The following is a 26,332-nucleotide window of genomic DNA, read 5'->3' on the forward strand; positions in this document are numbered from 1 at the left end:
CTCAGCACCCAGAACCTAACACCCAGTATCCAAAACCTAATACCCACCCAAATCAACCGCTCTACGAAGACGTAAACAACACCAGCCACAGCGGAATCACGCCAATAATGGCAATGCTACTCGACGCTACTCCACTGGCTACCAAGTCCCGATCTAAATCGTATTCTTCCGCCAAAATCAGACTGGCAAACGCACTCGGCATCCCCGACATCAGCACCAGTGCCAACCGGGCATCCCCGCTAATCCCAAGTGCTGTCACCATCAGGCCAATCAGCAGCGGTGTTAGCAGCACCCGCGTCAGCGTCGGAAAGATGGCTAATTTCACGCTTTTCCAGCCCTGAACCTGACTGAGTCGCATTCCCATCAGCACCAGAGCACAGGGAATAATGACCCAAATTGAGCGATGTAACCCCACTTCAAGCGGTTCTGGGAGAAAGAGCGATCGCGTTGCCAAGCCCAAGGCAAATCCCCATAGTGACGGCACTGTCAGCACATCTCGTAATGGCCGCCACCAGCCTGGTTGAGTATTCGCCCGACCATAACGGCTGGCACAAAACACACCCAATCCGTAAGTGCCAATGATGTTGTGAGCAATACTGTAAAACACAATCCAGCTCAGATACTGTTCGCCGACCAGGATAGGTGCGATCGCAAGTCCGACAAATCCGGTATTGCCCAGGATAGAACACAGCACTAAGCTACCCCGACTCGCTCGATCATCGGCTGTCAGCTTGCCCGACCAGCTCAAACCGCGCCAGTTGAGTTCTGCCAAAATTAGTCCAATAAACAGGGCCACCACCACAAAACCAGGAGTTAAACCCACACTGCCGCTGAAATCAGCCCGCCGCGCCAAGCTGAACAACTCTAGCGGCACACCGACCCAATACAGCGCCCGACCCAGCAAGCGGGGAAAGGTCTGAGGCAGCAGGCGAAACAGCAGTAGCCCTAATCCTGGCCACAGGAGCAGCGGCATATAGGCCCGAAAAAGGGTTTCAGTCATCAATGTCGCTATCTCAAGAACGGCAATGAACTCAATTGGCTGGCAATTCTGCCCACCAGTCACTCTGCTTTGTATTTTCTTAAGAATTATGGCCTGTCGCAAGTTATGTGGAGCACGTTTTCATGGAAATCTAACTCCTGCCTCCCAAAAGAATGGGCGAAAAGCGCTACACGCCCTTCGCCCATTCCTCTAGCAGTCTTTCGCTGACTTCAGCCTTAGTTAGCCACGTTCATCGCCTGCATTTTCCAAGCACCATCTTGACGCACAAGGTCATAGCGAACATCGAGCGTGCTGTCATAAGATTCATTGGGATCCATAGTGCCAGCCACGTAGAATTCGCCTTTCTCACGGACGCGAGCTCGAATTGAGATTTGCTCCACCTGGGCTAGATCTTCCACTTGCTCCGCCCCTTCTCCGACAAGCTCAGCCTCTAGCACCTCATGCTCATAGGTATAGTACAAATTTTGGGCAGCAAACTGATTGGCTTGTTCTTGCCGTCGAGATAGCTCAGGCTCGGTCAAGATAGTTGCAAGCTGATCAACTTCGTGATTAGGACCAAATGCTGCCTGTTTGGCGGTCAACCACTGTTGAACTAGCTCTTGAGCCGTAGGCTCCGCTGGAGTAGGTGTCGTTTCAGTTGTTTCTGCATCAGGACTGTCCGTGACGGGTTCGATTTCGGCAACCGGAGGTTGGTCTTCTACTAACTCAGGATTGCTGCCTCCCAAGAAGCTAAAGGCGCGGCTGATCAGAAAGCCGAGCGCAGTAATACTAACCAGCAGTACAAAGATCACCAAAAACAGTCGATCCAGCCGTAACGTTGCTGATGAGCTGCGGCTAGGTGCTGGACGAGTTGAGCGGTTGGCGCGATTTCCTGTCGGTTGACGATTAATCGGCTGATCTCGGCGGGCGGGTATGGGCGGAGGTGGCACAGACGAAGTGGCGGTATTGGTAGACGATTGTCCCAATCGACCTGGGCTCAGACTACCGTCAGGTGATAGTTTCGACACTGACTCTGCCATTGATGCGTTGCGGTTGCGCGATGCGCTGCCATTTTCAGCCAAGCCGTTACGACTGATGGGAGAAGAAGCTTGCGGCCAGGTGGAATCTAAATCCGCGCCGCCTTCATCTGCTGGATCGCGTGCCGGATCGCGATCCGGCGATAAGGGAGATCGGCTCGGCGTAGATGCTCCGTATCCTCGATTCGTCGGTGGATGCGCCGGATACGCTTCATGCTCAGATCGCAGATTGTGGCCTGCCGCTGAATAATCATCAGCCGGATAATCCGGAGGATAGTAGTCGTTCCCATTAGAGCCACTGTTGGGCAATGGCGAAGGGGTTGCCGGAGGTGCGATCGCAGTTCCAGTTCCAGGACTCGATACAATCGGTTGAGCCAAGCGATCGCGCGGACTTAGATTGCGGGTGCGCCAGTCGCGAATATCTTCTGAGAGAAACGAGGGCGAATCAGATGGGTAGCCTCCAGAACTGGGTGCGCCAGCTCGCATCGATACAGGATTCCCCATCGGTGCCGTTTCACGCGGCAGTTCCTCTAGATAAGCCTGCACCTGCTCATTGGCAAAATAATCTTTCAGCGACGCCGTTTGAGTTGCTAAATCCCGGAAGTGCGGAAAAACTTCCTGCTGGAGCCAGCGTTCGGCGTATAAGCACAATCCAGGCAGCAAATCCGGCGCGTCCTGAGAATGCTCCCGAATAAAGGCCAGCGGCTCGTACTCCTGACTCAGCTCCAGGGCGCGGCTGGCTTCTTCGGTTTGACCCAGCAGCAGCGCACAAACGGCCTGCTCTAGATGTACATCCTGCCGATCGCTCAGTTGGATCAGCATTTGCTTGGCCCGCCGCACCAAGTAGGGCTGCTGCTGCGCAAATCCCCGCGCCAAGAGAGCATAAACGGCCAGATAAATCGCCACAGCAGATGGCCGACGTGCCTCGGCCTCAAACAGCGTTTGCTGCTCGGTCACGGTCAAATAGCCCCGCAGCTGCTGAATAAACCGCAGAAAGTCGTCAATGCCAAGACCCGACTGGTCGTTGCCATTGCCATCAATCCCCTGCCGCTCCTGCAACATCTGCTGCAACAGCTTCAAGCCCCGCTGCCGCTCGTTGAGATAGGTTTCCGGCAGCGCCAGCAGTTCCAAAATCCGATAGGGACGCAGCTTATACAGATCAGCCACGATTTCCTGGCGCAAATTCTCGAACAGGCCCTCCCGCTGAAGCAAATCCTGGCCCGTATCAAGCGATTCTGCCGCGCCTTCATACAGCCCCTGCTGCCACTGTTCTCGACCGAGTTCCAAACAGGCCAACGCCACCGTCAGGACGATATCCGCTAAAGCGGTAGTCGGGTCGCCAAACTGCCCGGAGCGCAAATCAATGTTGCCGCTGCTTAGATAGGGCCGTCCCAGCTTGATCACCAACTCATATTCGCCCAGTTCCTGCAAAATCAGCAGGGCACCCACGAGCTGATTCTCGGCAATTTCAATCGAGGTGTAGGCATCTGTAGCCCCACCGTTGCTGTCTGCCGCACCCGTGATCACCTCTTCCGGTTCATCATCCGGTTCTTCTAAGGCAATGTCATAAGACTTGGCTAAAAATCGCGCATCGTACGCCTGCCGCTCCTCTGGATTCGACAAAACCTCATAGGCTTCGTCTACCAATGATTTGCGGGCTGCGATCGCAGCCTCGGAATACTCGCGCCGGGGCAATTGCAGCGTGCGATCGCGATACGCCTGCTGTAACTGTTCAGCAGCCGCCTGAATCGGCAAGCCCAGAATTCGATAATAGTCTAACGGAATTCGCACAGTCTACGTCCCCAGCGACACACAACGACGAGAATGCAGATAGAATACACTGCTAACCATAAAGTGCCATCATCATAGATCGCGAAGCCTAAAATAATCGCTCAGCTTGCAATATCCCGCAACGAAGACATACAAAGTCTGATGTTTAAGCACCCTTTTCACCTAACCCATCAACACTTCTAGCCCTGTCCAAACTGACGAACCAAATTGTTAAGAAACATACTCCAAGATTCACTCGGGCAATATGGGTTAAGTTGATCACGTCTGAATCACGACCAGTGAGAGGCTCAATACTAAACCTATCCGGTTGAGTCATTTAAGCAAGTATAAAACGAGAATTCAAATCGGCTCAGTATTGTATGCAATCTATGTGATTAGCAAGCGACCGATACATGACCTGCAATTTAGAGCTAGTCAGAACGAGTCAAAGCTCAACTCAATCCTCGATGTCATCCTGACTAAATTGATTAGCTTAATTAACATGAATCAGTACAAAAAAACTATTTTAGCTGTCAATTTGGGCTTTGAATTTACCTGTAGCACTTGTAGTCAACGCTCAGAATACGAGCGGCTCACCTTGATTTTCAAAAACTAATTTTCAGGATTTTTTGTAGGAGCATGTACTGCAGACCAACGGCTTACGAATGTGGCTCAGAAACGTAGATCAGAAATAACCAACGAAAATGACTAACGAACAAAACCAGCAGGCAGAAGCCGGAGCAATTTGGCTTCGTTTGCATCTTGTAGCAGGTTGTTGCCTATTTTGGGTCATATAATCAGAATTTCTGAAGATTTTGGTCTTTTGGCTTTCTTGGCAGATTGTAATGGTTATAGCGTCAGGATGCGATTGCACCCTGACATCTCTATCCAATTGCCATCTAAAAAATTATGATTTTCCCTTATGCATCAGCGCTGGGGGCTAGCTCAGGCGCAGCGTAGTAGCGTATGCTGGTTGACTGCGGAGTTAGAATTTGATGCGGGTGAGCCAGTTTAATGCTCATCTGCTTCATGCTGTCATGTACGCTTAGGGTTATATAGAAGACTTTTATCCCACGAAGTCTTCGATTTAATGTGAATAGCTCCAGGTAAATAGCTTTAGTTCAGGACGATTGCGAGGATACGGCGGATCAATGGTTCAAGAACGAACACTTCCTACCTTTCAGGCCACATCATCAGAGGTTAGTCGCGAAGAAGGGCTAGCCCTCTATGAAGACATGGTGCTCGGTCGCTTTTTCGAAGACAAGTGCGCCGAGATGTACTATCGCGGCAAGATGTTTGGCTTTGTCCACTTATACAACGGTCAAGAAGCCGTTTCCACTGGAGTCATCAAAGCCATGCGACCCGATGACTATGTCTGCAGCACCTATCGGGATCACGTTCATGCTCTCAGCGTTGGCGTACCCGCGCGCAACGTGATGGCCGAGCTATTTGGCAAAGAAACTGGCTGTAGCAAAGGTCGGGGTGGTTCGATGCACCTCTTCTCCTCCGAACACCACCTGCTGGGCGGTTTCGCCTTCATCGGTGAGGGCATTCCCGTCGCCCTCGGTGCCGCATTCCAAAGCCGATATCGCCGTGATGCCCTCGGTGAAGATGCGGATCAGGTAACGGCCTGCTTCTTCGGCGATGGCACGACCAACAACGGTCAGTTTTTTGAATGCCTCAACATGGCAGCACTTTGGAAGCTGCCCATTCTATTTGTTGTGGAAAATAACAAATGGGCAATCGGCATGGCCCATGAGCGCGCCACCTCTCAGCCTGAAATTTATAAAAAAGCCAGCGTCTTTGGTATGCCGGGGTACGAAGTAGACGGCATGGATTTGCTGGCCGTGCGCTCGATTGCCAAAGAAGCCGTGGCCCGCGCCCGTGCCGGCGAAGGCCCAACTCTAATTGAATGCCTCACCTATCGTTTCCGGGGACATTCTCTAGCCGATCCAGACGAGTTGCGATCGAAAGCTGAAAAAGAGTACTGGATGTCTCGCGATCCGCTGAAAAAGTTTGCTGCTTATCTAACCGAACACAATCTAGTGCAGCCTGAAGAACTGAAAGAAATTGAACGCAGGATTCAGGGTGTGGTTGAGGATGCGGTGCAGTTTGCGCAATCCAGTCCTGAACCCGATCCGAATGAACTCTACCGCTATGTTTTCGCAGAAAACTAGGTTTGGCCATAAAGCGCACTAACAAGTGCCTTTAATGTTTGCGTGATGTTTGCGTAACTGAATTAATCTAAGCCTGCTGGCTGACCACGGTTGACTAAAACACTGAACGATCTAGAGAAGCAAATTAGAGATGGCAGAAACTCTTTTATTTAACGCCCTTCGAGACGCAATCGATGAAGAGATGGAGCGCGATCGCACCGTTTTTGTCTTAGGCGAAGATGTCGGTCATTATGGTGGCTCCTACAAAGTAACGAAGGGTCTGTACGAAAAATACGGTGAACTGCGGGTACTTGATACCCCGATCGCCGAAAACAGCTTTACCGGGATGGCTGTTGGTGCCGCAATGACGGGCTTGCGCCCGATCATTGAAGGCATGAATATGGGATTTCTGCTGCTGGCCTTCAACCAAATCGCCAATAATGCGGGCATGCTGCGCTACACATCCGGCGGCAACTACAAAATCCCGATGGTAATTCGGGGGCCAGGTGGCGTGGGTCGCCAGCTCGGTGCTGAACACTCCCAACGCTTGGAATCTTATTTCCAGGCGGTTCCTGGCCTCAAGATCGTGGCTTGCTCGACGCCCTACAACGCCAAAGGGCTGATGAAGGCGGCGATCCGCGATGACAACCCCGTTCTGTTCTTTGAGCACGTCCTGCTCTACAACCTAAAAGAGAATCTGCCGGACGAAGACTATGTGCTACCGCTCGACAAGGCAGAAATGGTGCGTCGCGGCAAGGATGTGACGATCCTGACTTACTCTAGAATGCGTCACCACGTCATGCAGGCAGTCAAAACGCTGACCAAGGAAGGTTTTGATCCCGAAGTGATTGACTTGATTTCGCTCAAGCCGCTCGATTTTGACACGATTGGCGAATCGATTCGCAAAACCCACCGCGTCATCATCGTCGAAGAGGGCATGCGGACGGGCAGTATCGGGGCAGAACTGACGGCTTCGATTAACGATCGCTTCTTTGATGAGTTGGATGCGCCTGTTCTCCGATTGGCGTCCCAGGACATTCCCACGCCTTATAACGGCACGCTGGAGTCGCTCACCATTGTTCAGCCCGCCCAAATTGTCGAAGCAGTACAAAAAATGTTGGCGCTTCAGGTTTAGTGGGCGTCGTTTCTTTAACTCTGCCGCACTGGTTTATGAATTTGGAAAAGAGGCATTTTGTTGCCGCGATACGGCAACAAAATGCCTCTTTTTGTTCTTGTAGACGATATATAGCTGTAGTCAGCTGTGTTAGGACATGGGCGTTTTTGTGGTGCGGCTCCGCCGCACCACAAAAACGCCGGAACCGACATGGCTATTGCCATAAGTGTCTCGATAGTTTTCTTTGCAGATTCCGCCTCAGTTTTAAGGATTTCGGATAAAGTGGGATCTGCAAGGGATGGCTAAGAAGCATTGGGTGGGAATTGCCCTAGCGTCTGAAATACGCCACAACTGCCTGACAGAGAGGAATTCGATTCGTCATGGGAAAAAACCGTTCTATCCTATTTGCCATTCTGATTGTGACCATTGCGGCACTGTTCTTCATTTTGCGCCCAGTGGCACAGGGTAAATCGCCCGTGCGGCTGGGGCTGGACTTGCAGGGTGGCTCCCAGCTTACGCTCCAGGCTCAGACGACTGAGGCCGTTAGTGAAATTAGAGATCGCGATATGGAAGCGCTGCGCCGAGTTGTGGAAGAGCGGATTAACGGCCTTGGAGTTTCTGAATCCGTCGTGCAGATTGTGGGCGAAGATCAGCTCCTAGTTCAGCTTCCAGGCGTCAGCGATCCCCAGCAGGCTGAGCGGGTACTGGGTGGTACGGCCCAACTTGAATTTCGGCCTCAGCGTGCGGGTACCGAAGGTCAGCTTTTGGCTGAACGCCAGGCGCTACTCGAAAAAGAATTAGAGCGCGATCGCACCTTAGCCGCAGGTAATGAAGAAGAGGCTAACGAGCTTCAGGAGTCAATTGAAGCCAGTCGCCAAGCAATTTTGGATTTGTACGAACCCATTGGGCTGACAGGCGATACGCTCACCGATGCCCTAGCGCGTCCCTCTGGCAATGCTGGTGACAGCTGGGTGGTCGATATTGAATTCAATGACCGCGGAGCTGACTTATTTGCGGAAGCAACTAAGCAAGTGGCTGGAACGGGACGCGGCGTCGGCATCTTCCTCGATAATCAGCTGATTAGTTCTCCCACTGTTGATGTGCAGAATGCCGCTACGGGCATCACGGGTGGACGAGCCACCATTTTCGGCAATTTTGGTATTGAATCAGCTCGCGACTTAGAAGTGCAGTTGCGGGGTGGTGCGCTGCCGTTCCCGGTAGAGGTAGTAGAAAACCGAACGGTAGGTGCAACGCTAGGTCAGGATAGTGTTCGCCAGAGCCTTTATGCGGCTTTGGGCGGTCTAGTACTCGTACTGATCTTCATGGCCGTGTACTATCGCCTACCGGGCATCTTGGCCGATATTGCCCTGATTGTTTACTCAATTTTGACCTTCACGGCGTTCTCGCTGCTGGGTGTAACGTTAACTCTGCCGGGAATTGCCGGATTCATCCTCAGTATTGGTATGGCGGTGGATGCCAACGTGCTGATTTTTGAACGGACAAAAGAAGAACTGCGGGCTGGAAAATCCCTCTATCGCTCAGTAGAATCCGGCTTTTATCGGGCATTTTCTAGCATTCTAGACAGTAATGTCACTACGCTGATTGCCTGTGCAGCTCTATTTTGGCTGGGAACAGGACTGGTCAAAGGCTTTGCACTCACTCTCGCAGTTGGCGTGCTCATCAGCATGTTTACAGCGCTGACTTGTACCCGAACTTTGATGTTCTTCACAATTAGCTATCCTCAGTTTCGCAAACCAGAACTGTACTGCCCAAATTTGAATTTGTCTACTGACTCTCAGACGGTGTGATTGGTATGAAATTTAGCGTTACCCGACAGCGATCAAAATGGTGGGCTCTCTCAGCCGGAGTGATTTTGGCTGGCATCGTTGCCATGATCGTTTCGTTCCAACAGTTTGGCGCACCGCTGCGATTAGGCCTCGACTTTGTGGGTGGTACTCGACTACAGCTAGAGCGGGACTGCACGGTTGCGGCTAACTGTGCAGAACCATTAACCTCGTCAGCGGTACGGGATGTGCTGGAGGCGCAAGGGCTGGAAAATAGCAGCATTCAAATTATCGGTGACAACCAGCAGGGCGTTTCGATTCGGACAAATACGCTAGATGTCGATCAGCGATCGCAACTACAAGCTGCGCTCACGGAAGCATTTGGCGAATTTGATCCGGATACTATCCAGATTGACACCGTCGGCCCCATCATTGGCCAGCAAATTCTCTCGGCTGGCTTAATTGCCCTGCTGGTCTCCTTTGCAGGCATTACCGTTTATCTGAGTATTCGCTTTCAGCTTGATTACGCCATCTTGGCGCTGGTTGCCCTTGTGCATGACGTACTGGTGACGACGGGTGTCTTCGCACTGATGGGACTGGTGTTCGGCACGGAAGTAGACAGCCTGTTCCTGGTGGCCCTGCTCACCATCGTCGGCTTCTCAGTTAACGATACGGTTGTCATCTACGACCGTGTCCGCGAAGTGATTAAGCTCCGTCCTGGTGAACATATCCACTCGATTGTAGATGCATCGGTAAATCAAACTCTGACCCGCTCTATCAATACCACGCTCACCACTTTGTTGAGTCTGGTAGCCATCCTGTTGTTTGGTGGGAACACGCTGAAAGACTTCTCACTAGCGCTAATTATCGGCTTTATTTCGGGTGCCTATTCCAGTATTTTCGTTGCTAGCACGATGCTGGGCTGGTGGCGAGTCCGTACGGGACGAGGCATCGTTGAGGCTCCTGTTCCGACAGAACCCACTGCTGATGAGCGTGTCTAAGCGGGTTTAACGACCTATGGAACCCTCTGCTCCTAACTCAGATCAATCAGCTCAACCGTTTGTGCGCGATCGCAACTTCAATCAATCGGTAAAGCGCCTGCATCAACTCGTGGTCATTAGCCGCTGGGGCGTCGTCTTGTTGCTGTGGCTCCTAGTTGGCTTACCCAGCATTGCTCTGTTTTGGTCATCGGAAATTTCCCTCTGGGTGGAATACTTCACCTGGGCAGCGGTGCGCTATAGCCTGGCCTACAATACGCCATTTGCGATCGCGCTTGCTCTCTGCATTGGCTCAACCACCGCTGTCTTAATTTGGCAAAGCCGCAATATTCTCTTCGGCATTCCCGCTAAAGAGCAACAGCGCCTAGAAAATCAGGTCATGCACATCTATCGCCAAGGCCACAGCCATCCCCTCTGGAACTGGGTGATCAACGGCAAATCACCTTGGAAAGGTAGGCTAACTAAACCCTAGAAATTGTTTTAAGTCTGGAAGATATCGATCCATAACATCAACATTTTCAAGTAGAAGCTGTCTAAAGATAGCTGATGATAGATTTTCACCCGCCAAATTGATAGCTGTTCGATATCTTAAATCTCCATCTTCTAAATCTATCTCAAAATTGCCTATTGATAGGTCATAGTTGAATTGGGAGATAGATACAGCGCAGGCTTGTCTCCAAGCTTGTGGGATAGGCTCTGGAAATACTGAATATATAGCACACTCGCTTTTTGATTCATCTATTTTGATTAAACAAATCCAATTTCCATTTTTGCCTTGGTATTTCAATCGCAAGATTTCAGGGTTGACTTCCTCAAACTTACTGTTACTGCTTTGCAAATATCCTAAAATTTTCGTCTTAATTGAAGAAGGTTGACTCAACTCAAATAAAGAACTAAGTTGCTTGGGATTGGCCCAAAATGTCTGGTATCCAAACTTTAGTTCTCCCATTCCATCTAGCTCTGAAGGCAAATCTTCAAGCTGTTTAAATTCTGAGGCTAGCCAATTTTCAGTAAACAACCAAAAGTTATCTTCAGCATCCCAGCTGATTTGAATCAAATAATCAGCAATTAGTTCTGGTGCTGAACATTGCTGAAAGAGTGTATTCGTTAACGACGGCTTTAAGAGCAAATGAACCTCAACATCTTGTTGATCTAAATCTGCATTTGAATTCATCAATATCTGGTCAGCCAGTAGATTAAACAATGCTTCTTGTTTGATCGTTTGATAAGTTGCATAACTGACATTGACCACTATTTTACATGTGGCTGGATTCGCACTGTCCTCATCATGCTCAAGGCTAATATGAATCAGGCTTGTTTTAAGCCGTTGATTTCGACTAGTTCGAAAAATTAAATCAGCCTGCAAATTGTGCTTACTTTTCATTAGAGAACCTCACAAACGAACAGAGGGCAGTAATTTTATTTTCTAGATATATAGTGATTCTTGCGCTAATAAAGGAGGAGTTATTTTTTGGAAGCCGCGCTGAGCGCGGCTTCCAAAAAATAACTTGTACCCCAGTAGCTCAGGAAAGGCTATCTTAATTCCTATACAACTGAGGTACGTAGGAATATTTCTCTATTTGTGACCGAGCAACACCTCTGTGTTTCACCTCTACAGTTCACCCGTCCAAGAAACGCTGCCGAATTCCCATCTTAAGGAGTGCTCTGTTGGAATTTATGCTTATATCTCACGAGGCGGACTTTGCTTTCCATTTTTGCAGCAGCACCAAGCGGGCCAAAGTCGACCTCAAATCCAACTTCTTTTACTCTCTTAACCGCAACTTCAATGGCTCGTTCCCATGCGCCGCCAATATCTTCTCGCTCTTGGCTGTAAGCAACTGCTAATTCCAACGCTTGTTTAACTTCTAGAATGTCTTCTTCCCCACCCGTGAATCCATCCTCTCGTTTACCAACAGCGCTGACCAGTTTTCCACCAATTGACTCGCTAGCGTCCCCTGAAATTGACTGAAAATCATTCCCAATCAAAGCTAGATCGCTCATGGAACCTACAACTGCTCCTTCCTTTTGGCTCGCTGTGCCTTCAAGCTTTTGTGCTTTTATGGCAAGTGCACCACCCAGTGAAACGATGACTCGTTGCCACCATTCAGCATCTCCACCAAATTTTGTGGACATACTGCCAGAACCCTCTGCTTCAAATTCCATGATTCGTTGTGAGAAAGGTATGGATGGAGTAGGTGACTGACTTGGATCAGATTTGGGATTTGGCTTCCATGATAGAGACAGCTCAAACCCAACACCAAAAGTTTCATTCATCGCATCAATATCTAGACTCACAGATAAACTTGCAGACCGCGTTGGTTCTCCAGCGAGTATCTTTTTAATTATTTCTGGAGTTTTGTTGATTTTTCCAAGATTTTCTGCGCCAATGCTGTCAGCCGAGAATTCTGTACCGTGTTGATATTCAACCCCACCTTCTACTGTTCCTACAGTACCCGCCTTTACTTTGGCACCAGCTTTACCCAGTGCGCCAATAGTTACTGAATTATCCTTATTAAGCTTCGGTTTTTCCAATCCTGTTTGTGGATCTGTTTCATAAACAATTCGGCCAGAAGAATCACGCTCATAGAACAACCACTCTTCCATTGCCGCAGCCCAGTTTTCAGCTTTCTGCTCTCTGGCCTGCTGCTCAGTTAAGGTATTGCCTTCAATCTTGGTTAGTTTCTCTCCGCCTGAACCCCAGGCTTTGGCTGCGGCAGGTTTACTGATTCCTTGAACTTTGCGATAGAAGCCATATGAGATCAACCCCATCACTCGACTACTTGTGTCTGCACTGCTGTCAAAGAAGAAACCAGCTTGAGCGTTAACATCAATTCCTAATGCCGACCAACCAGCCCCCATCGAAACCGCCAATGCAGCATTGACTTCTTCTTTGGCAGTTGGATCATAATCAAATCCTGTACCATCTTGCTCTCTTTCTGCGCTACCCGTAATCTGAGTGACAAAATACGCACCACTCTGACCAATGGGAACTTGAATTGATATTTCAACTTCACAACTGTTGCCAATTTGAGGGACAGCAAAGTCAATTAATTTTGCAGCTCTATCAAAGCCTTTCGTTAGACTATCTTCAGTGATAACCTTGCGGATTGCCTTTCTGCCAATTTCCTTTTGAGTAACGCCTGTTGTGACTTGCTCAACTAGCTTTTGACGATCGGCAATGGCCTCGGCGGAGTTTCCTTTCGCCATTTCTCTGGCCAATGCGATCGCAGGGCTAGCCTTTTCACCTTTTGTAGTGCCAACGTTATCTTTAACTATCTTTTCTGCAGATTTTTTGACAATCTCCTTCTTCTTGTTGGCTAGTTTCGCTGGATCGCTGGCAGATAAATTGGCTGCTGTGAGGGCTGACTGGAACTCGTAGACAACTAATTGCTTCGGAACAAAGTGTCCAGTGATTTCATGTGCAACATCTTTAACAATTTCGTTGACAACTTCTGTTTTGACCGTATCGTATGCTTCTTCCTTAGCAGAACCACCATAAAACGCTGTAGTTGCTTCAGTTTTGTCTCGGTTAGCTTGATTTAGTTCTGATTCTAGATTGGTATCAATATCTGAATAGGCTTGACTGCGGCCTGCTTTTTTAAGTGCGTTTCTAAACTCATTTAGTTCTGCAGACCGTAACCATTCTCTACGCCCCAATCCCATCTTGTAGCAAACAGCAGTAAATATAGGATCATAGACCATTCGACTATAGGCGTACTCAAAGTAGCCATCCATTGAATCGGTCGCTAAATCGCTTGTCTCTTCTCCTTTTTGTTTGGCTTCAAGCCCGCGTAACTCACTAATTAAAGATGCTTCAAAATCAGTTAATGACGTGCGAACTTTGTCTTCACCTTCTTGAGTTTCCCCACGTGCTTTAACAGTTTGTCTCTGCAAGCTTTTAACACGAACAATACGCTCGCCAATATTAGTTGAATCTACTTTCTGTATTAAATCTCTTTCATACGCCTTCAGGTCAACAAGAAGAAGCTTACAAGTTGCTTCCGCTGGAGTTTTAGAAAATATATTTGTTTTCACTTGCCCAACGATTTCTTTATCAAACTGCTCGGATGGCCAAATAAACCGTTGAATGGTGTGATAAAGGCTACGGCTAATTTGATGCGTAGACTGCGGAGAAACTGCCGAGGTTTTCTCAGAGTTCTTGCGCTGCAAAGCTTTATTCTGCTGTATAACGTGAGTGAGTTCATGGGCAACCAGTTCTTGGCCTCTTTCAGAACTGGGCTCATATGCTCCCTGCCGGAAAAAAATGTCTTGACCAGTTGTAAACGCTCTTGCTTGGATGGAGTGATTTAGTTGATCTGCAGATGAGCCAGTATGAACTCTGACCCTGTCAAAATCTGCACTCATTGCCCCTTCCATTTTGTTCTGTAAGTCTGGGTTGAGTGGTTGCCCTCCACTTTTAGCCTGCCTTAGAATAGATTCAAATCCATTCGGCGTCACATTTTGAGCATTCTGTATATCCCGTTGTACAAATCCCTGCTGCACCTGCTCAGCAAGTTGCTCCGCTGTTGGTAAAACTAATGGTGAATCTTTTGCTTGTAGCCACGATTGCTCAGAAGAAGCTCCATGTTTTTGCTGAATCTCAGTCTGATCTTCTGCTACATTGTGCTTAACTACTGGATTGTGATTAACCGCCATTTGCAATGCTACTGGTTGATCAATTCGCTGCATTACATCATGGGCAACGTGATCAGCTTCTTGTTCATATTTATCGTTTGGATGACCAATTGTTAGCTTTGCCTGTAGCGGTTGACCTACAGCAGGCAACGCTGGCTGATCAACAGACAATTGAGTTTTGGTGAGGTCAAAACTACCTGTTGAGCAATTTAAGTCTTCTGGAATCTGTGATGTTTGCTGATTAGCTGTGGTATCAGGTTGAAAAGGACGCGTTTGCAGCAAATTATGAGCTGGCACCGCAGTCACATCTGAAGTAGGTTTGTGGGCATACTGACGCTTTCTCATGGTGAGCCTACTGAGTCGTACAAACGATACGACGTTAGTATTGGTTATTGATAGAAGAAAAGCTATTAGATATTGGTCTAGTTTTGTGATTGACTCGGTCAAAAGGTGCGATCGCACAATCTCTTGGCCTGATAAGAGCAACGAGCTTGAGATACGTGATCGCATCTTTTAAATCCATTATCTAAACCTGCGATCGCGCTTTGATACCATACTCAGCGCAACTGACAAAAGTTGAGATCGCTTTAACCACTATCCTAATGAGGGAGATACTGATCAAACTGCCTTAGGCCATTTGTATTTTGATACTCTTGTGGGCGCACTTGTCTTAATACAATTGCTGCTTGTAGGGGATCTCTTGTAATAAGTTGTAAAGCCTTGTTAGGCTCTGATAGAAATTCGAAACTGAGCGATGTAATCTCGGTTGCCCCTTCACCAGCTTGGCCATAATATCTGGATGTATATTGGCCCGTGGCGTCGTATTTACCTCTATATCGACTTTCCGTCGGTACGCCACCTTTCTTGCCTTTGAGGAGATTATGTCCTACCCGATTGCCACCACCACTTGCAGCGTGACGCGATCGCAACAATAACTGATTTTCATGCCACAAATCACTGGATATATTTTCCTCGACATAGTGGCCAACTTCATGTGCAATGAGATTCGGTTTCTCGTTATAGCCAATGGTGACAATGCCTGAACCCTGTTCAGGACGCTCATATCCCGCTAATAACTTGATTCCCATCCCAACCGTATTATCTGCTTTGATACTCTTACGAGTCGTGACTTGTATTTGAGGTGGATTGAGTTGCTCAAGAATTTGAGGTTCAATCAGTCGCTTGATAAACGTTTCGGCTGCCCGAAGTCGTCCCTCTAAAGCATTCCGCTTAACTCCATTGGCTTCAAGATCTTGTCGAGAAGCAGTACCAATTAAAAAGCGTGTCGTCTTAGTAAGAATTTGAATATTATCGAGAATTGAACCGCCATTCTTCCACTGAGATTCTCTTTGTTGTCCTTGCACTAAATCGTCATCTTCCACATCATGGGCAACAAACATATTCTGATTTTGATCAGGGTGAATTAGGTACTGTATAGTTGGCATTTGCTGCAACGCTGTAGCAAACTGCTGCTTTACATCATTTGTAAGATACGCTTGGGGTAAAGCAATGTTTTCTCGTTCTTTTAGATAATACTCGTGAACTCTATCGATATATCCAAGCCCCTTTGCTTGCTCAAAAGCGCTACGACGACCGGCATAGAAATTCGAAAATTTGACTTTGACGCCTTGATCACTTTGATTGAGTTCTGCTGATACTGTTTCAAGCAAACTATTAATGCTTGTTATGTCAATAGTGTTGCGATGTAGCAATTGGAAAAAACCTTGAGAGATATCTTGATCATTAGATTGTTGTGCCTGCGATTCAAGATAGTCATAGAATTCCTGTGCCAATCTTTGGGAAGCTTCTGCATAGCCAGGAGATTGACGAGTAGCCATTTCATTGAATCGGCTCCGGGTCAGTGATTGAAGATTATCCACTGGATCACCAACTTTGGCTTGGATCATCGCAGGTGTAGCAGCAGAACCGTTTTGTTGAATGACATGGGTAAGTTCATGTGCAATCAGTTCCTGTCCTCCTCGGCTGCCTGGTTGATAAGCTCCTTGCCGGAAAAACATATCCTGTCCGGTTGTAAACGCTTGTGCTTGAATAGAATGGTTGAGTTGATTGGCTCTACTATCGGTGTGGACTTTCACGCCACTAAAATCAGCTCCCATTGCCTGTCCCATTTGCCGTTGTAACTTAGTATCTAACGGCTGTCCTGAATTTCGTGCTTGATTAATACTTGCCTCTAAACTAGATGAAGCCTCATTGCCTTCTAATCCTTCCTGTTTTTGTAAGATGGGTTTCATCTGTAAAGATTCATCTTGTCGCTGCGCTAATGTTGGTGACGACTTCGCTGCGGCTTTTGAAGAATGGATATGCTGCACAACACTCTGGGCGACCCGATCGGCTTCTTGCTCATACTTATCGTTCGGTTGACCAATTGTCAGCTTGGCCTGTAAAGGTTGGCCTAAAGTTGGAATGGTTTGTGAATTTGGGAAAAGCTGCTTCTTTGTTAGATCAAAGCCACCTATTAGAGCGTTTGACTTATTCTGAACCTGTAGCGTTTGCTGGCTGTTGTTGATAATGGCTTGAAAGGGACGTGTTTGCAGCAAATTTTCGGCTGACCTCACAGACGTATCTGGAGCAGGTTTGCGGGCATACTGTCGCTTTTTCATAGCCAGCCTACTGAATTTGTATGAGCAGAGATACTTTTAGTATCTGCGATTGCACTTAGCCTTGAACAGTAGACCTATGTCTAGTTGTGGAAGACAAGAGAATCTGAATCAGGTATATCAACGATTGAACCTGAACTAAAGCCAGCCTTTGACTTCGGCATCGGTGATGGGGCGTTCCAGCTTCATGTATTCGCTTTTTGCGGCTTCGAGAATGTGCTTCATGCCGACTGCTTCATTGGTATCGGCGGCGAGGAATGCAGCGTTGAGGGCAATGTTGCGGATGTTGCCACCGGGGACGCTGAGGTTGGCCAGTTTGTCATACTTGAGTTTGCCCTTGGGCATTTGCGAGGGAAAGACGCGCTGCCAGATTTCTTCGCGCTGGCTGGCATCGGGGAAGGGGAACTGGACGACGAAACGAATGCGGCGGAGGAAGGCTTGGTCGATGGAGCGCTTCAGGTTTGTGGTCAGAATCGCCAGTCCTTGATACGACTCCATTCGCTGGAGCAGGTAGCTAACTTCCATGTTGGCGTAGCGGTCGTGGGAGTCTTTGACATCGCTGCGCTTGCCGAAGAGGGCATCAGCTTCATCAAATAGCAGAATAACTCCGCCACCTTCGGCGGCATCGAAGACACGGCGCAGGTTTTTCTCGGTTTCGCCGATGTATTTGCTGACGATGGAGCTGAGGTCGATGCGGTAGAGGTCGAGGTTCAGATCGTTGGCTAAGACTTCTGCTGAGAGGGTTTTACCTGTACCGCTGCCGCCTGCAAAGAGGGCGCTGATGCCAAGGCCGCGCGAACCCTGTTCGCCAAAGCCCCAGGTGTCGTAGACCCGCGATCGCTGTTTGACATGGGCAGATACTTCATGCAGCACGGCTTTTTCCTTATCTGGTAAAACCAGGGTTGCCCAAGTGGCGCGAGCATCGATACGCTGGGCCAGTTCGTCAAGGCGGGGACGGGCTTGGCTGCGGCAGTAGCGCCAGAGGGCATTTGGATAAGAAAAGGAAGTCGCGCGCGAATCGGGATCAGAATCGTCAACTGCTGCGCTTAGCTGGTGCTGCACTTTGGCGTGAAGACAGGCGGCGGAGATCACCGAGGCGTTGAGGTTGAAGTGGGAGGTGAGAGCGGCCACGTGACCGTTGAGATCTACATCTAGCTCGGCCAGAGAAGCTTGCCAGAGCTGCTGCTGTTCGACTTTTGTGGGAGCCTGAATGTCCAGATAAATCTGGGGGCGCTGCTGCTGGGGATAGCGATCGCAACTGCTGATCAAAATCGGCACTTCGATGGTTTCAATTAGCTGTGCGATCGCAGATTTTTGGGCCGCGTTGGCGCTGTCATAGTGAGCTAGATCGACGAGATAAACCGTTTTTTCTAGGTGATATTCTCGTTCGCAGAGCGTCCGCAGCAGGGCTACGGTATTCAAGTCGGTGGGCAGGGTGTGAGCGGCCAGGGTGTAGAGATTTAGGCCAAAGTGTTCACAAACGGCGGCGGCAATTTGACGGTGACTATCGCGATCGCTACCACCTAACTGGGCGATCGGTAAGCTTCGCATAGAGACAGATTGCTGAGACGCTTCCACCCAGGTTTGGATAATCTCCTGCACGGCAGCTTGATGGGAGGGAACTAGAGTCTCAGAAGAGGCAGGGGCAACGGCTTCAATTAAATGCTGTAAGCGAATATCAACCTGATCAACGCCCATCAGGTAGTGCAAAATACGCTCGTCTAGTCGCAATTGACTGGTCATCAACGCTGCTCCGCCATTGACTTCTATCAGCCGATAGCGCCGCAGCGGAGCCATTGGCGTCAGTCCCTGCCAGTTGGCTGACTCAAACAGGATGTGTGCCAAGCCAAACGTGGGATAGTTCCAGTTGGGATTGCCCTGAGCCGCAGCGCAAAGACTGCCCCACTCACCAACAAACTCCATACCCGCGCACAGCATCAGAATATTTCGCTCAAACGGCGATAGGCGAAACACCTGGCAGAGCTGCTGGAGGGCAGAAGAACTGGAGGCTTGAGAGGTTTGACTCGTGACGTTATCCGACTCAGGCGCGAGTTTGGAGAGCGGTTTAGTCGCCGTTGCTGGCTGATCTGGATCATTGGAATCAGTCTGTAACTGAATGTGAACATCCAACCGCGATCGCAGATCTGCGATCGCGGTCATCAGATCGTGACGACTCGCTTGCTGCCAGGTTTGCGACGAAACCACCACCACGCAGATCAGCCCTCCGTTTCTTCAATGAGCTGACTCAAATAAGTCGTTGCCTCTTGGGGCGACATCAGCACAATTTTGCCCTCGCGGATCAGTTCATACTGGCCTTTGTGATAGCCATGTCCAGCAATTAAGCCCAGCTCAATCGCGCGATTGCCCAGCTCAGTCAATTTATTAATACCGATCACGTCAATTTCTTGATTCAGTCGCTGTCGCATTTGTTCTTCTTCATCCATTGGTAAAGTACATTTGAAAAAACGCTTGGCCGATGCGAGAGGGGGAGAACGAAATAACCTAACGGTGCGCTCTTTGGGGCTGGAGAATCGGCACTAAGTCCCCGTCCTGCTCTTGCCAAATCTCCCAGCGAATTTGGCTGCGGGGAACCAGCCTTTGATTGGCAAACTTGAGCGTGCCCTCCAGAGTTGTCCAGCTTTTGGCTTTGGTGGGATCGGCACAAAAGCGCGGCTCGATATCTTTCCAGCGCGCGTGAATGAACCCTAAACCCGAAACTTGAATTCGATACATAATGCCGATTGTCCCTCGCTCCTACAGCACCAACACCTTTGGCCCGATATACCAATTAAACGTGGGACTATCCGGCTGTCGATCCACCTCCAGTAAACTCTCGGCTCCGTCCACCAGCACCCGCACCAGATACTCCCCCGCTTTCACGTCGCGAATCGCCACCGTCACCGTTTGCGTTTCCTCACTGCGCTCTTGGGCATCAAAGAGATACATAGCCGGATCATCGGTTGTCCATTCGTTCAGTCCCAGCACCACCCGCTGTGTCGGCGTGACGGCTAGATTCAAATCCGCCTGAATCACCGCGTCGCGCAGTTCCGTACCGCTGCCGTCTACCGCGTCAAGCCGCACAGCCGTGACGTTGGGCCGCAGGACAAAGGGGAAAACATTAGACTCAGTCGCCTGCTTTTGCACAGGTGCGATCGCAGTTGCGGTCATCGTTGCCGCCGTGCCACCTGATAGAGAAATTCGCTCAGGTGTAGCTCGATGCACCACTTGCAGACTCTGAACTCCGGCTCGCAGTGCCGACTGAGGCAGCATCGACAACGGCAGCACAATTTCGGTGTCGCTGACTTCGGGGGGAACTATCTCCACACCTCCGATTCGTACTTGGGTCACGGTGTGTTTGAGATGCCAACCTCGAATGACAATTTGGCTGGTCAAGATAATCGGGTCAAATTTGCTGCTTTGCGCGTAAACTTCTTGAATCACAGGCTGTCCAGCCAGAGCGGTCACTCCAGCCAAGTGGCGATCGCGCACGGGCAGAGCACGGGGCACCTGATCTTCGCCGTCGATCATCACCACCGTAATTTTGTAGGCCAGGGACAGCACGTAGGCGGTCTGGAAAAACACCGACCAGACTTTTGACATGTCTTCTAAACTCAAATCCAGCGGCAAAACAGAAATCTGCTGAATTTGATCAGCCAGGTCAGACGCAGCCAGAAAGCCAAAGGTGTTGTCCGAAATCGTATCGACAATCTGCCGCGACTCGATCACGGCTCGATCGCTCAGCGCTCGCACGATGCTGCCCATCAGTCGCTGCGGCTCTAACTCAATATTGTTGCCATAAAAGCTGATCATGTAGTGCAGTTCCAGCGCGGTCTGCCGCTTGGAACTGTTGCGATTACGCGATCGCAGAACGGTGGCATCAGGATTTTGCAGGGCAGCGTTGCGGTTGACCTGATACAGAAAAATATTGGCCCCGGTTTCGGGTGTGCCGCTGCCAATCTGGTTGGGCATAACGGTGGTGACGCGAGCACCCTCGACATCGCGCTGCACCGCAGCCTGAAGCATCCGCTGGAGAACAGCCGTCACGGTTGCGATCGCAAGATGGTTGCTCATGAACTCTCCTACCGCCTGATACGATTCCATTGTTCTCAGGTCGCTAGGGTTAAGCAATTCGACTAAAGGCGAATATGGCTGAGCAGTGGCTCCGTATCCTTTGAGTCTGCATAAAAAGCATGAGCAGTCATAATAAAATGACAGATGCTAAATGAGACACAATCCTGACCCAAAAGTGCATTGACGAAGTTTGAGTTCATCGTAGATGGCCCACCCGTATCGCAGCAGGCTCGTAGGAGTGAGAAGCTGAAAGCTTGGAAACGAACAGTACGTCAAGAAGCTGAAAAGTACTGGCCATCTGAGCAGAAGCCCGCAACTGGGTCAGTGATGCTTCAAATTACATATTTCTATGATGCTGTTGAATTGGATACCGACAATGTCATCAAGCCTATTCAGGATGCCCTCAAGGGCTTAGCCTATGTTGATGACGATCAAATCACCGACATCTTAGCCAGGAAAAGAGACTTGTCAGGTAACTTTAAAGTAGAAAACATGTCCTCGACCTTAGCAGAAGGCTTTGCTCGCGGAAATGAATTTCTGTACGTTGTCGTAGTTGATGCTCCTGACCAAGAGGTATTGGGCTAATGGCAATTCAAACTGCAAATGTAGAACGAGAGCGCCTTTTGCAACTAGCGGAAGAATATCGTGGACAGGGTTATGAGGTTTCGTTTCAGCCAAATCCTGAAGATTTACCCGATTTTCTCAAGACTTATCGCCCGGACTTGGTAGCACGACGAGGAGATGAAGCTGTGATCATTGAAGTAAAGTCGCGCTCATCACTGGATTCCTCTTCTACACAGTATTTACGTAACCTAGCTCAAGCGGTAGAGCAGCATCCAGGGTGGCGGTTTGAGTTGGTCATGGCGAACTCTGAGGAGGGCGTTTTTTTCCAAAAAGCTGAGCGTTCTCTTCAAGAGACTGAAATTGCATCAAGATTACAAGTCGCCAAAGAACTAGTACAACAACATCCTGAATCAGCTATTCTCTATGCTTGGTCGTTGGCTGAGGCGGCTTTGAGGCTGGTGGCAGAACATGAGGGGTTAAGCCTCAATCGATTTGAAGTGCTGTATTTGGTGAAGCAGTTAGTCACTGAAGGCATCATTTCGCGTGATGAGTATCAGTTGCTCATGAATACGCTTGCACTGCGTAATGCAGTTGCACATGGATTTACAACAACTCAACTCACACAAGAATCTGTAAACGAATTAATCGATATTACAGAGCAATTATTAGCAACTCTGCATTCTACTGAAGCGGTAGATTAGAAATTAGTAAATGTAGTAGGCTGACATAATGATAGCTCTCACTATCGCGCATTTATTCATTATTCTCAGATGAGCGGCAACCAACTATCTCAACTTTCATCAATCAGAGCAAAGTTTTCTGCAAGCTCTAACCTCTTTATTGTGACTTTAAACCCTGCTTCAGTATATCCAAACCTAGAAGAAAGCCTGTTAAGTATACCGATGATATCTTTGGCGTGATCAATCTCATCTGAAGATTTTGAAGATTTAGAAAGTTCCAAGTAATGATTTATAGAAGAGCAGCTCATCCCCAATTCTGATGCTCCTGCAAGAAGATGGGCTTCGAGCAGGTTTTTATCGATTTCTATGGAAACATCCTTATCTATTGATTCAAAATCTAGTAAGGAATTAACGGAAGTCCAAAAATCATCGAAATTCGTAGTGCCCTGTATAAAAGAAGTATAAGTATCATATTTGCATTCTCTAAGAAATAAAAGGATTCCAAGTGCTATTCCATACAAACGTTGTTTAGGTGATATTGTTCTTAAAATAATACTGAGTCTTGCAACTGTTTGTTCTTGTTCTCTCAGGCTTGCGCTCATTGACGACATAAGAGCACCTAAAAGGAAAGACATGTGATTTAATTCAATATCGTTGTTAGGCAAATTGTTATTCTTTACTATTTCCTTAACCTTGAATACGTTGAATAAGTAGTTACAATAGTCTCTTGGTTTTGGTTCTGGCATCTGGTAGTCCAAGTCAATAAACCGTCGTAAATATCCAAAGGCATTAAAATCTGAACCATAAAGTGCTCGTATGGAATGGTTAAGTTGAGAACGATCAATTCCAAGAACAAAAATAACACCAGGAACATCAAACAAATGTTTGATGCGTTCTAGCAGTTGGACTGCATAAGTTGGACGACAGCGGTCTAGTTCGTCTACTAGAATAATCACTTTAGCCAATTCATTTGAGCTTGATTCTGTTAATTCTGCTACAAGCCCTGTAAGAATTTTTCTAAACTCTTCTATATCAGACTTCCCATCTTCATACTCTTTAATTCTGTCTTCAGCAATATCTGAGGTAAATTGTGCAACGGCTCTTTCTATTGCTGGATCTTGAGGATCAATTAAACCGTATGTAGCAAGTTTAACGATCACAGGAATTGAACGTTTGGCAATTGAACCAGCTATCTTCTTGATTTTCTTTGTCTGATCTTCAAGAGTTTGTTCAAACTCGTTTGGCAGATCATTTCTGATAGCAGATAACAATTCTCCAACAACTGCTACCAGAGGATCTTGAGCAAAATCCGTCTTCCAAGCATTGAGATATAAACATTGATGACCAGCGTCTTGTAGCTTAACTTGCCACATTTTGAGGAATGTTGTTTTACCTGAACCCCAAGCACCATCTAAGGCCAAGACGAATGGCCCTTCCGTCTGAGTGACAAATTGAGTTAGTGGAGGTTCAAGCTCTTTTCGATTCAGAGCATCATGTCGAAATGGATCATCTTCAGGTATTTCTAGCTCAGACGGACGAATCAACATGGCTTTGATAAATTTTCAGAAGGCTCTTGTTGTCTCTAAGCATAACAATAGATCCGTACTACAGTAGATCTAAGCCTGAAATTCCTTATTTACACACTTACTGTATTTGCTTCTGATTGTTCAGAGTGGGTTTCGCGGCAATTTTGGCAAACTGGAATCTTGATGATGAATTCGGTGCCTCGACTGTAGGTGGAAATGCAGTCGATGGTGCCGCCGTGTTTTTCAGTGATGATGTTGTAGCTGATTGACATGCCCATGCCCGTGCCCTTGCCGATGGGCTTCGTCGTGAAAAACGGATCAAAAATGCGATGGCGTACCTCGTCAGGAATACCGGGGCCGTTATCTGCGATCGCAATTTCGACCTGTTGATCCCGCACAGCAGTACGGATCGTGATTTGGTTGGGATGAGCCTTAAGCTCCTCCAGCGTGCGGGTTCTGTTCATCTCCTCCAGCGCATCGATGGCATTGGCCAGAATATTCATAAACACCTGATTTAGCTGTCCGGCATAGCACTCGATCAGCGGTAGCTCGCCATATTGTCGAATGATCTGGATTTCAGGCCGTTTTGAATTGGCCTTGAGCTGGTTGTGCAAAATCGTCAGCGTGCTTTCGATGCCCTCATGGATATCGACCGCTTTCATCTCCGCCTCATCCATGCGTGAGAAGTTACGCAGCGACAGCACAATTTCACGAATTCGGTTCGTTCCCAACTTCATTGACGCCAGCATTTTGGGCAAATCATCCCGAATAAAATCGAGTTCAGCCTGTTCAATTTCATCTTGAATCTCGGCGGCGGGTTCGGGGTAATAGTCCTGAAAGAGCTCAATGATGTGCAGCAAATCTTGAGCGTAGGTTTCCACGTGAGTCAGATTGCCGTGGATGAAGTTGACTGGGTTGTTGATTTCGTGGGCTACACCTGCAACCAGTTGGCCCAAGCTAGACATCTTCTCGCTTTGAATCACCTGCATTTGCGTCCGACGCAGTTCACTCAGAGCCGTTTTCAGCTCACTGGTGCGCTCGTCTACTCGATCTTCTAGCTCCTCTTTGCTGGCTTCCAGCGCCCTGAAGGTTTCCTTTAACTGATGCGCCATGTGGTTGAACGAGTGTGCCAGCGTATCGAGTTCTTGAATTCCGCTGTCCTCAACGTTCTTTTCCAAATCACCCGCTGCGATACTTTTACTGGCCTGGTTCAGTCGCTGAATCGGCAGCGCAATCAGCCGTGCTGTAGCCATGCCGAATCCCGTCGCGCCAATCAAGGCTCCAATACACAGCAAAGCCGTTGTGCGATTGTTCGCGTGAATTTGAGCCATAAACTCACTTTCAGGCACTGCCACGACGGTGACCCAATCCAGGCCGAACTCATCCTGCCAGGGTCGAATGTCAATGAAATATTGCTCATCGTCGAGTCGCAGCTGGAGGTGTTTGACTACGTCAATCGTTTGAAACTTGTTGTCTGACTGTTGCAGCTGTTGGGCAATATTTTGAATCAGTGGATCAGGACTGTCGGTGGCGTCAATACGCTCAATTACCTGATTAACCAGCTTGAACGGCTCTTGCTCGCTGGAATTGGCAATCAGGGTGCCATCGCGCTCCACAACAAACACCTGTCCCGCTTGGCTAATCTCTAAGTTGCGTAGAAAGTCGCTGAGCTTCAGTAGGTGAATATCTGCCGCAACCATCCCCAGAAGCTGGTTATTTTCGTCGTAAATGGGCCGCCCGGCTGAGGCGGTGATGTAGGGATAGCCTCCGGGAAACATCCAGGTGTAGATTCTTGACCAAACCGGGCGTCCGGCTTCAATGGGTTCGGTATACCAAGCTTCGTTGAAGTTATTGAAGTCAAAGGGTTGATTAACTGTAGTGCGATTTCCTTGCTCATCGGTGAAGTAGTTCAAGCCGTTGTTGACTGGCTGCTCTGTCCAATCATCAATTGTGACCGTTTTGCCATCATAGCGAGCGGCACCAACGCCTTCCCCTGTGGTCAATCCATAGCCAATATAGGTTAAATCATATGCCTGCATCTGTTTCCAGAAGTATCGGCTGGTGGTTGTGCGATCGCGCACGTCTAACAGCCCCATTTGAATGGCATCGGCGTTAATTTGGTTAACGGTATGGGGAATAGATAGATAATAATCGAGGTGACCATCAACGGTTTTCGCAACCTCGTTGGTTAATTCTTCGGCCAAATCGCTGACGGCTTTCTGGCCATTGCGAAACGATAAGTATCCGACCAAGCCTACAGCCCCAAAAATCTGTAGGACGAACGGAATAACTAAGACAAGCTGTAACGACCGTCCTTTACTGGATCTGAACATGGGCGTGTACTGGTAAGACTGCAAATTGTGCTCTTTTTCAATATGCCCACGCCGTTCGAAAAATAAC

The 26,332-nt window shown here is 48.6% G+C and carries 18 protein-coding genes; 7 read left to right on the forward strand and 11 right to left on the reverse strand.

Annotation, left to right across the window (positions count from 1 at the left end; genetic code table 11):
- Nucleotides 1-61 precede the first annotated feature (61 nt).
- Together AC286M_RS09640 and AC286M_RS09645 are read right to left on the reverse strand one after the other, a co-directional pair.
- Entirely contained in the window at nucleotides 62-1,000 is a 939-nt protein-coding gene (locus AC286M_RS09640) for an AEC family transporter (RefSeq protein WP_488204174.1), read from the reverse strand.
- A gap of 215 nt (nucleotides 1,001-1,215) precedes the next feature.
- Nucleotides 1,216-3,807: an IMS domain-containing protein gene (locus AC286M_RS09645; protein WP_488204175.1), complete on the reverse strand. Its 2,592-nt coding sequence runs from the start codon at nucleotides 3,805-3,807 to the stop codon at nucleotides 1,216-1,218.
- 1,130 nt (nucleotides 3,808-4,937) lie between these two features.
- On the opposite strand from AC286M_RS09645, the gene pdhA reads away from it, so the two are divergent.
- From pdhA to AC286M_RS09670, 5 genes are all read left to right on the forward strand, one after another.
- On the forward strand, nucleotides 4,938-5,963 hold the full coding sequence (gene pdhA / locus AC286M_RS09650) for a pyruvate dehydrogenase (acetyl-transferring) E1 component subunit alpha (RefSeq protein ID WP_488204176.1): 1,026 nt from the start codon (nucleotides 4,938-4,940) through the stop codon (nucleotides 5,961-5,963).
- A 130-nt stretch (nucleotides 5,964-6,093) separates the two neighbouring features.
- A complete protein-coding gene (locus tag AC286M_RS09655) occupies nucleotides 6,094-7,077 on the forward strand; it encodes an alpha-ketoacid dehydrogenase subunit beta (RefSeq protein WP_488204177.1) in 984 nt (327 codons plus the stop codon).
- Nucleotides 7,078-7,436: 359 nt separating this feature from the next.
- Complete coding sequence (gene secD, locus AC286M_RS09660) at nucleotides 7,437-8,864, forward strand: protein translocase subunit SecD (RefSeq protein ID WP_488204178.1); 1,428 nt, start codon at nucleotides 7,437-7,439, stop codon at nucleotides 8,862-8,864.
- 5 nt (nucleotides 8,865-8,869) lie between these two features.
- Nucleotides 8,870-9,841, forward strand: coding sequence for a protein translocase subunit SecF (gene secF / locus AC286M_RS09665; RefSeq protein ID WP_488204179.1), 972 nt, complete (start codon nucleotides 8,870-8,872; stop codon nucleotides 9,839-9,841).
- Between the two features lie 16 nt (nucleotides 9,842-9,857).
- Nucleotides 9,858-10,310, forward strand: coding sequence for a hypothetical protein (locus AC286M_RS09670; RefSeq protein WP_488204180.1), 453 nt, complete (start codon nucleotides 9,858-9,860; stop codon nucleotides 10,308-10,310).
- Here the strand turns inward: AC286M_RS09670 and AC286M_RS09675 are convergent.
- The 7 genes from AC286M_RS09675 to AC286M_RS09705 all read right to left on the reverse strand — a co-directional run bounded on the left by AC286M_RS09675 (nucleotide 10,296) and on the right by AC286M_RS09705 (nucleotide 21,162).
- Nucleotides 10,296-11,222 carry a type III secretion system chaperone family protein gene (locus AC286M_RS09675; RefSeq protein ID WP_488204181.1) on the reverse strand — a complete coding sequence of 309 codons (927 nt, stop codon included), beginning with the start codon at nucleotides 11,220-11,222 and terminating at the stop codon, nucleotides 10,296-10,298. The genes AC286M_RS09670 and AC286M_RS09675 overlap by 15 nt on opposite strands.
- 269 nt (nucleotides 11,223-11,491) lie before the next feature.
- On the reverse strand, nucleotides 11,492-14,818 hold the full coding sequence (locus AC286M_RS09680) for an eCIS core domain-containing protein (RefSeq protein WP_488204182.1): 3,327 nt from the start codon (nucleotides 14,816-14,818) through the stop codon (nucleotides 11,492-11,494).
- Nucleotides 14,819-15,072: 254 nt separating this feature from the next.
- Nucleotides 15,073-17,094: an eCIS core domain-containing protein gene (locus tag AC286M_RS09685; RefSeq protein ID WP_488204183.1), complete on the reverse strand. Its 2,022-nt coding sequence runs from the start codon at nucleotides 17,092-17,094 to the stop codon at nucleotides 15,073-15,075.
- A 135-nt stretch (nucleotides 17,095-17,229) separates the two neighbouring features.
- Complete coding sequence (locus AC286M_RS09690; protein WP_488204184.1) at nucleotides 17,230-19,302, reverse strand: ATP-binding protein; 2,073 nt, start codon at nucleotides 19,300-19,302, stop codon at nucleotides 17,230-17,232.
- 5 nt (nucleotides 19,303-19,307) lie between these two features.
- A complete protein-coding gene (locus AC286M_RS09695; RefSeq protein ID WP_488204185.1) occupies nucleotides 19,308-19,535 on the reverse strand; it encodes a hypothetical protein in 228 nt (75 codons plus the stop codon).
- 58 nt (nucleotides 19,536-19,593) lie between these two features.
- The gene (locus AC286M_RS09700; protein WP_488204186.1) at nucleotides 19,594-19,824 is read right to left on the reverse strand and encodes a hypothetical protein; all 231 of its coding nucleotides are present in this window, start codon (nucleotides 19,822-19,824) and stop codon (nucleotides 19,594-19,596) included.
- Between the two features lie 21 nt (nucleotides 19,825-19,845).
- Nucleotides 19,846-21,162 carry a Pvc16 family protein gene (locus AC286M_RS09705; RefSeq protein ID WP_488204187.1) on the reverse strand — a complete coding sequence of 439 codons (1,317 nt, stop codon included), beginning with the start codon at nucleotides 21,160-21,162 and terminating at the stop codon, nucleotides 19,846-19,848.
- 180 nt (nucleotides 21,163-21,342) lie between these two features.
- Between AC286M_RS09705 and AC286M_RS09710 the strand changes: the two genes are divergently transcribed.
- Together AC286M_RS09710 and AC286M_RS09715 are read left to right on the forward strand one after the other, a co-directional pair.
- On the forward strand, nucleotides 21,343-21,747 hold the full coding sequence (locus tag AC286M_RS09710) for a RusA family crossover junction endodeoxyribonuclease (RefSeq protein WP_488204188.1): 405 nt from the start codon (nucleotides 21,343-21,345) through the stop codon (nucleotides 21,745-21,747).
- On the forward strand, nucleotides 21,747-22,427 hold the full coding sequence (locus AC286M_RS09715; protein WP_488204189.1) for a hypothetical protein: 681 nt from the start codon (nucleotides 21,747-21,749) through the stop codon (nucleotides 22,425-22,427). The genes AC286M_RS09710 and AC286M_RS09715 overlap by 1 nt, the downstream gene beginning before the upstream one ends.
- 89 nt (nucleotides 22,428-22,516) lie before the next feature.
- On the opposite strand, the gene AC286M_RS09720 is transcribed toward AC286M_RS09715, so the two are convergent.
- Nucleotides 22,517-23,953, reverse strand: coding sequence for a KAP family P-loop NTPase fold protein (locus AC286M_RS09720; RefSeq protein ID WP_488204190.1), 1,437 nt, complete (start codon nucleotides 23,951-23,953; stop codon nucleotides 22,517-22,519).
- Between the two features lie 89 nt (nucleotides 23,954-24,042).
- Complete coding sequence (locus AC286M_RS09725) at nucleotides 24,043-26,265, reverse strand: sensor histidine kinase (RefSeq protein WP_488204191.1); 2,223 nt, start codon at nucleotides 26,263-26,265, stop codon at nucleotides 24,043-24,045.
- Nucleotides 26,266-26,332 lie beyond the last annotated feature (67 nt).

The organism is Thainema salinarum CENA647 (genome assembly GCF_057732415.1).

Excerpts from the sequence above, each read along its gene's own strand:
- AC286M_RS09640 (WP_488204174.1), bottom strand. The coding sequence starts at position 1,000 with ATGACTGAAACCCTTTTTCGGGCCTATATGCCGCTGCTCCTGTGGCCA.
- pdhA (WP_488204176.1), top strand. The coding sequence starts at position 4,938 with ATGGTTCAAGAACGAACACTTCCTACCTTTCAGGCCACATCATCAGAG.
- AC286M_RS09655 (WP_488204177.1), top strand. The coding sequence starts at position 6,094 with ATGGCAGAAACTCTTTTATTTAACGCCCTTCGAGACGCAATCGATGAA.
- secD (WP_488204178.1), top strand. The coding sequence starts at position 7,437 with ATGGGAAAAAACCGTTCTATCCTATTTGCCATTCTGATTGTGACCATT.
- secF (WP_488204179.1), top strand. The coding sequence starts at position 8,870 with ATGAAATTTAGCGTTACCCGACAGCGATCAAAATGGTGGGCTCTCTCA.
- AC286M_RS09670 (WP_488204180.1), top strand. The coding sequence starts at position 9,858 with ATGGAACCCTCTGCTCCTAACTCAGATCAATCAGCTCAACCGTTTGTG.
- AC286M_RS09675 (WP_488204181.1), bottom strand. The coding sequence starts at position 11,222 with ATGAAAAGTAAGCACAATTTGCAGGCTGATTTAATTTTTCGAACTAGT.
- AC286M_RS09680 (WP_488204182.1), bottom strand. The coding sequence starts at position 14,818 with ATGAGAAAGCGTCAGTATGCCCACAAACCTACTTCAGATGTGACTGCG.
- AC286M_RS09685 (WP_488204183.1), bottom strand. The coding sequence starts at position 17,094 with ATGAAAAAGCGACAGTATGCCCGCAAACCTGCTCCAGATACGTCTGTG.
- AC286M_RS09695 (WP_488204185.1), bottom strand. The coding sequence starts at position 19,535 with ATGGATGAAGAAGAACAAATGCGACAGCGACTGAATCAAGAAATTGAC.
- AC286M_RS09700 (WP_488204186.1), bottom strand. The coding sequence starts at position 19,824 with ATGTATCGAATTCAAGTTTCGGGTTTAGGGTTCATTCACGCGCGCTGG.
- AC286M_RS09705 (WP_488204187.1), bottom strand. The coding sequence starts at position 21,162 with ATGAGCAACCATCTTGCGATCGCAACCGTGACGGCTGTTCTCCAGCGG.
- AC286M_RS09715 (WP_488204189.1), top strand. The coding sequence starts at position 21,747 with ATGGCAATTCAAACTGCAAATGTAGAACGAGAGCGCCTTTTGCAACTA.
- AC286M_RS09720 (WP_488204190.1), bottom strand. The coding sequence starts at position 23,953 with ATGTTGATTCGTCCGTCTGAGCTAGAAATACCTGAAGATGATCCATTT.
- AC286M_RS09725 (WP_488204191.1), bottom strand. The coding sequence starts at position 26,265 with ATGTTCAGATCCAGTAAAGGACGGTCGTTACAGCTTGTCTTAGTTATT.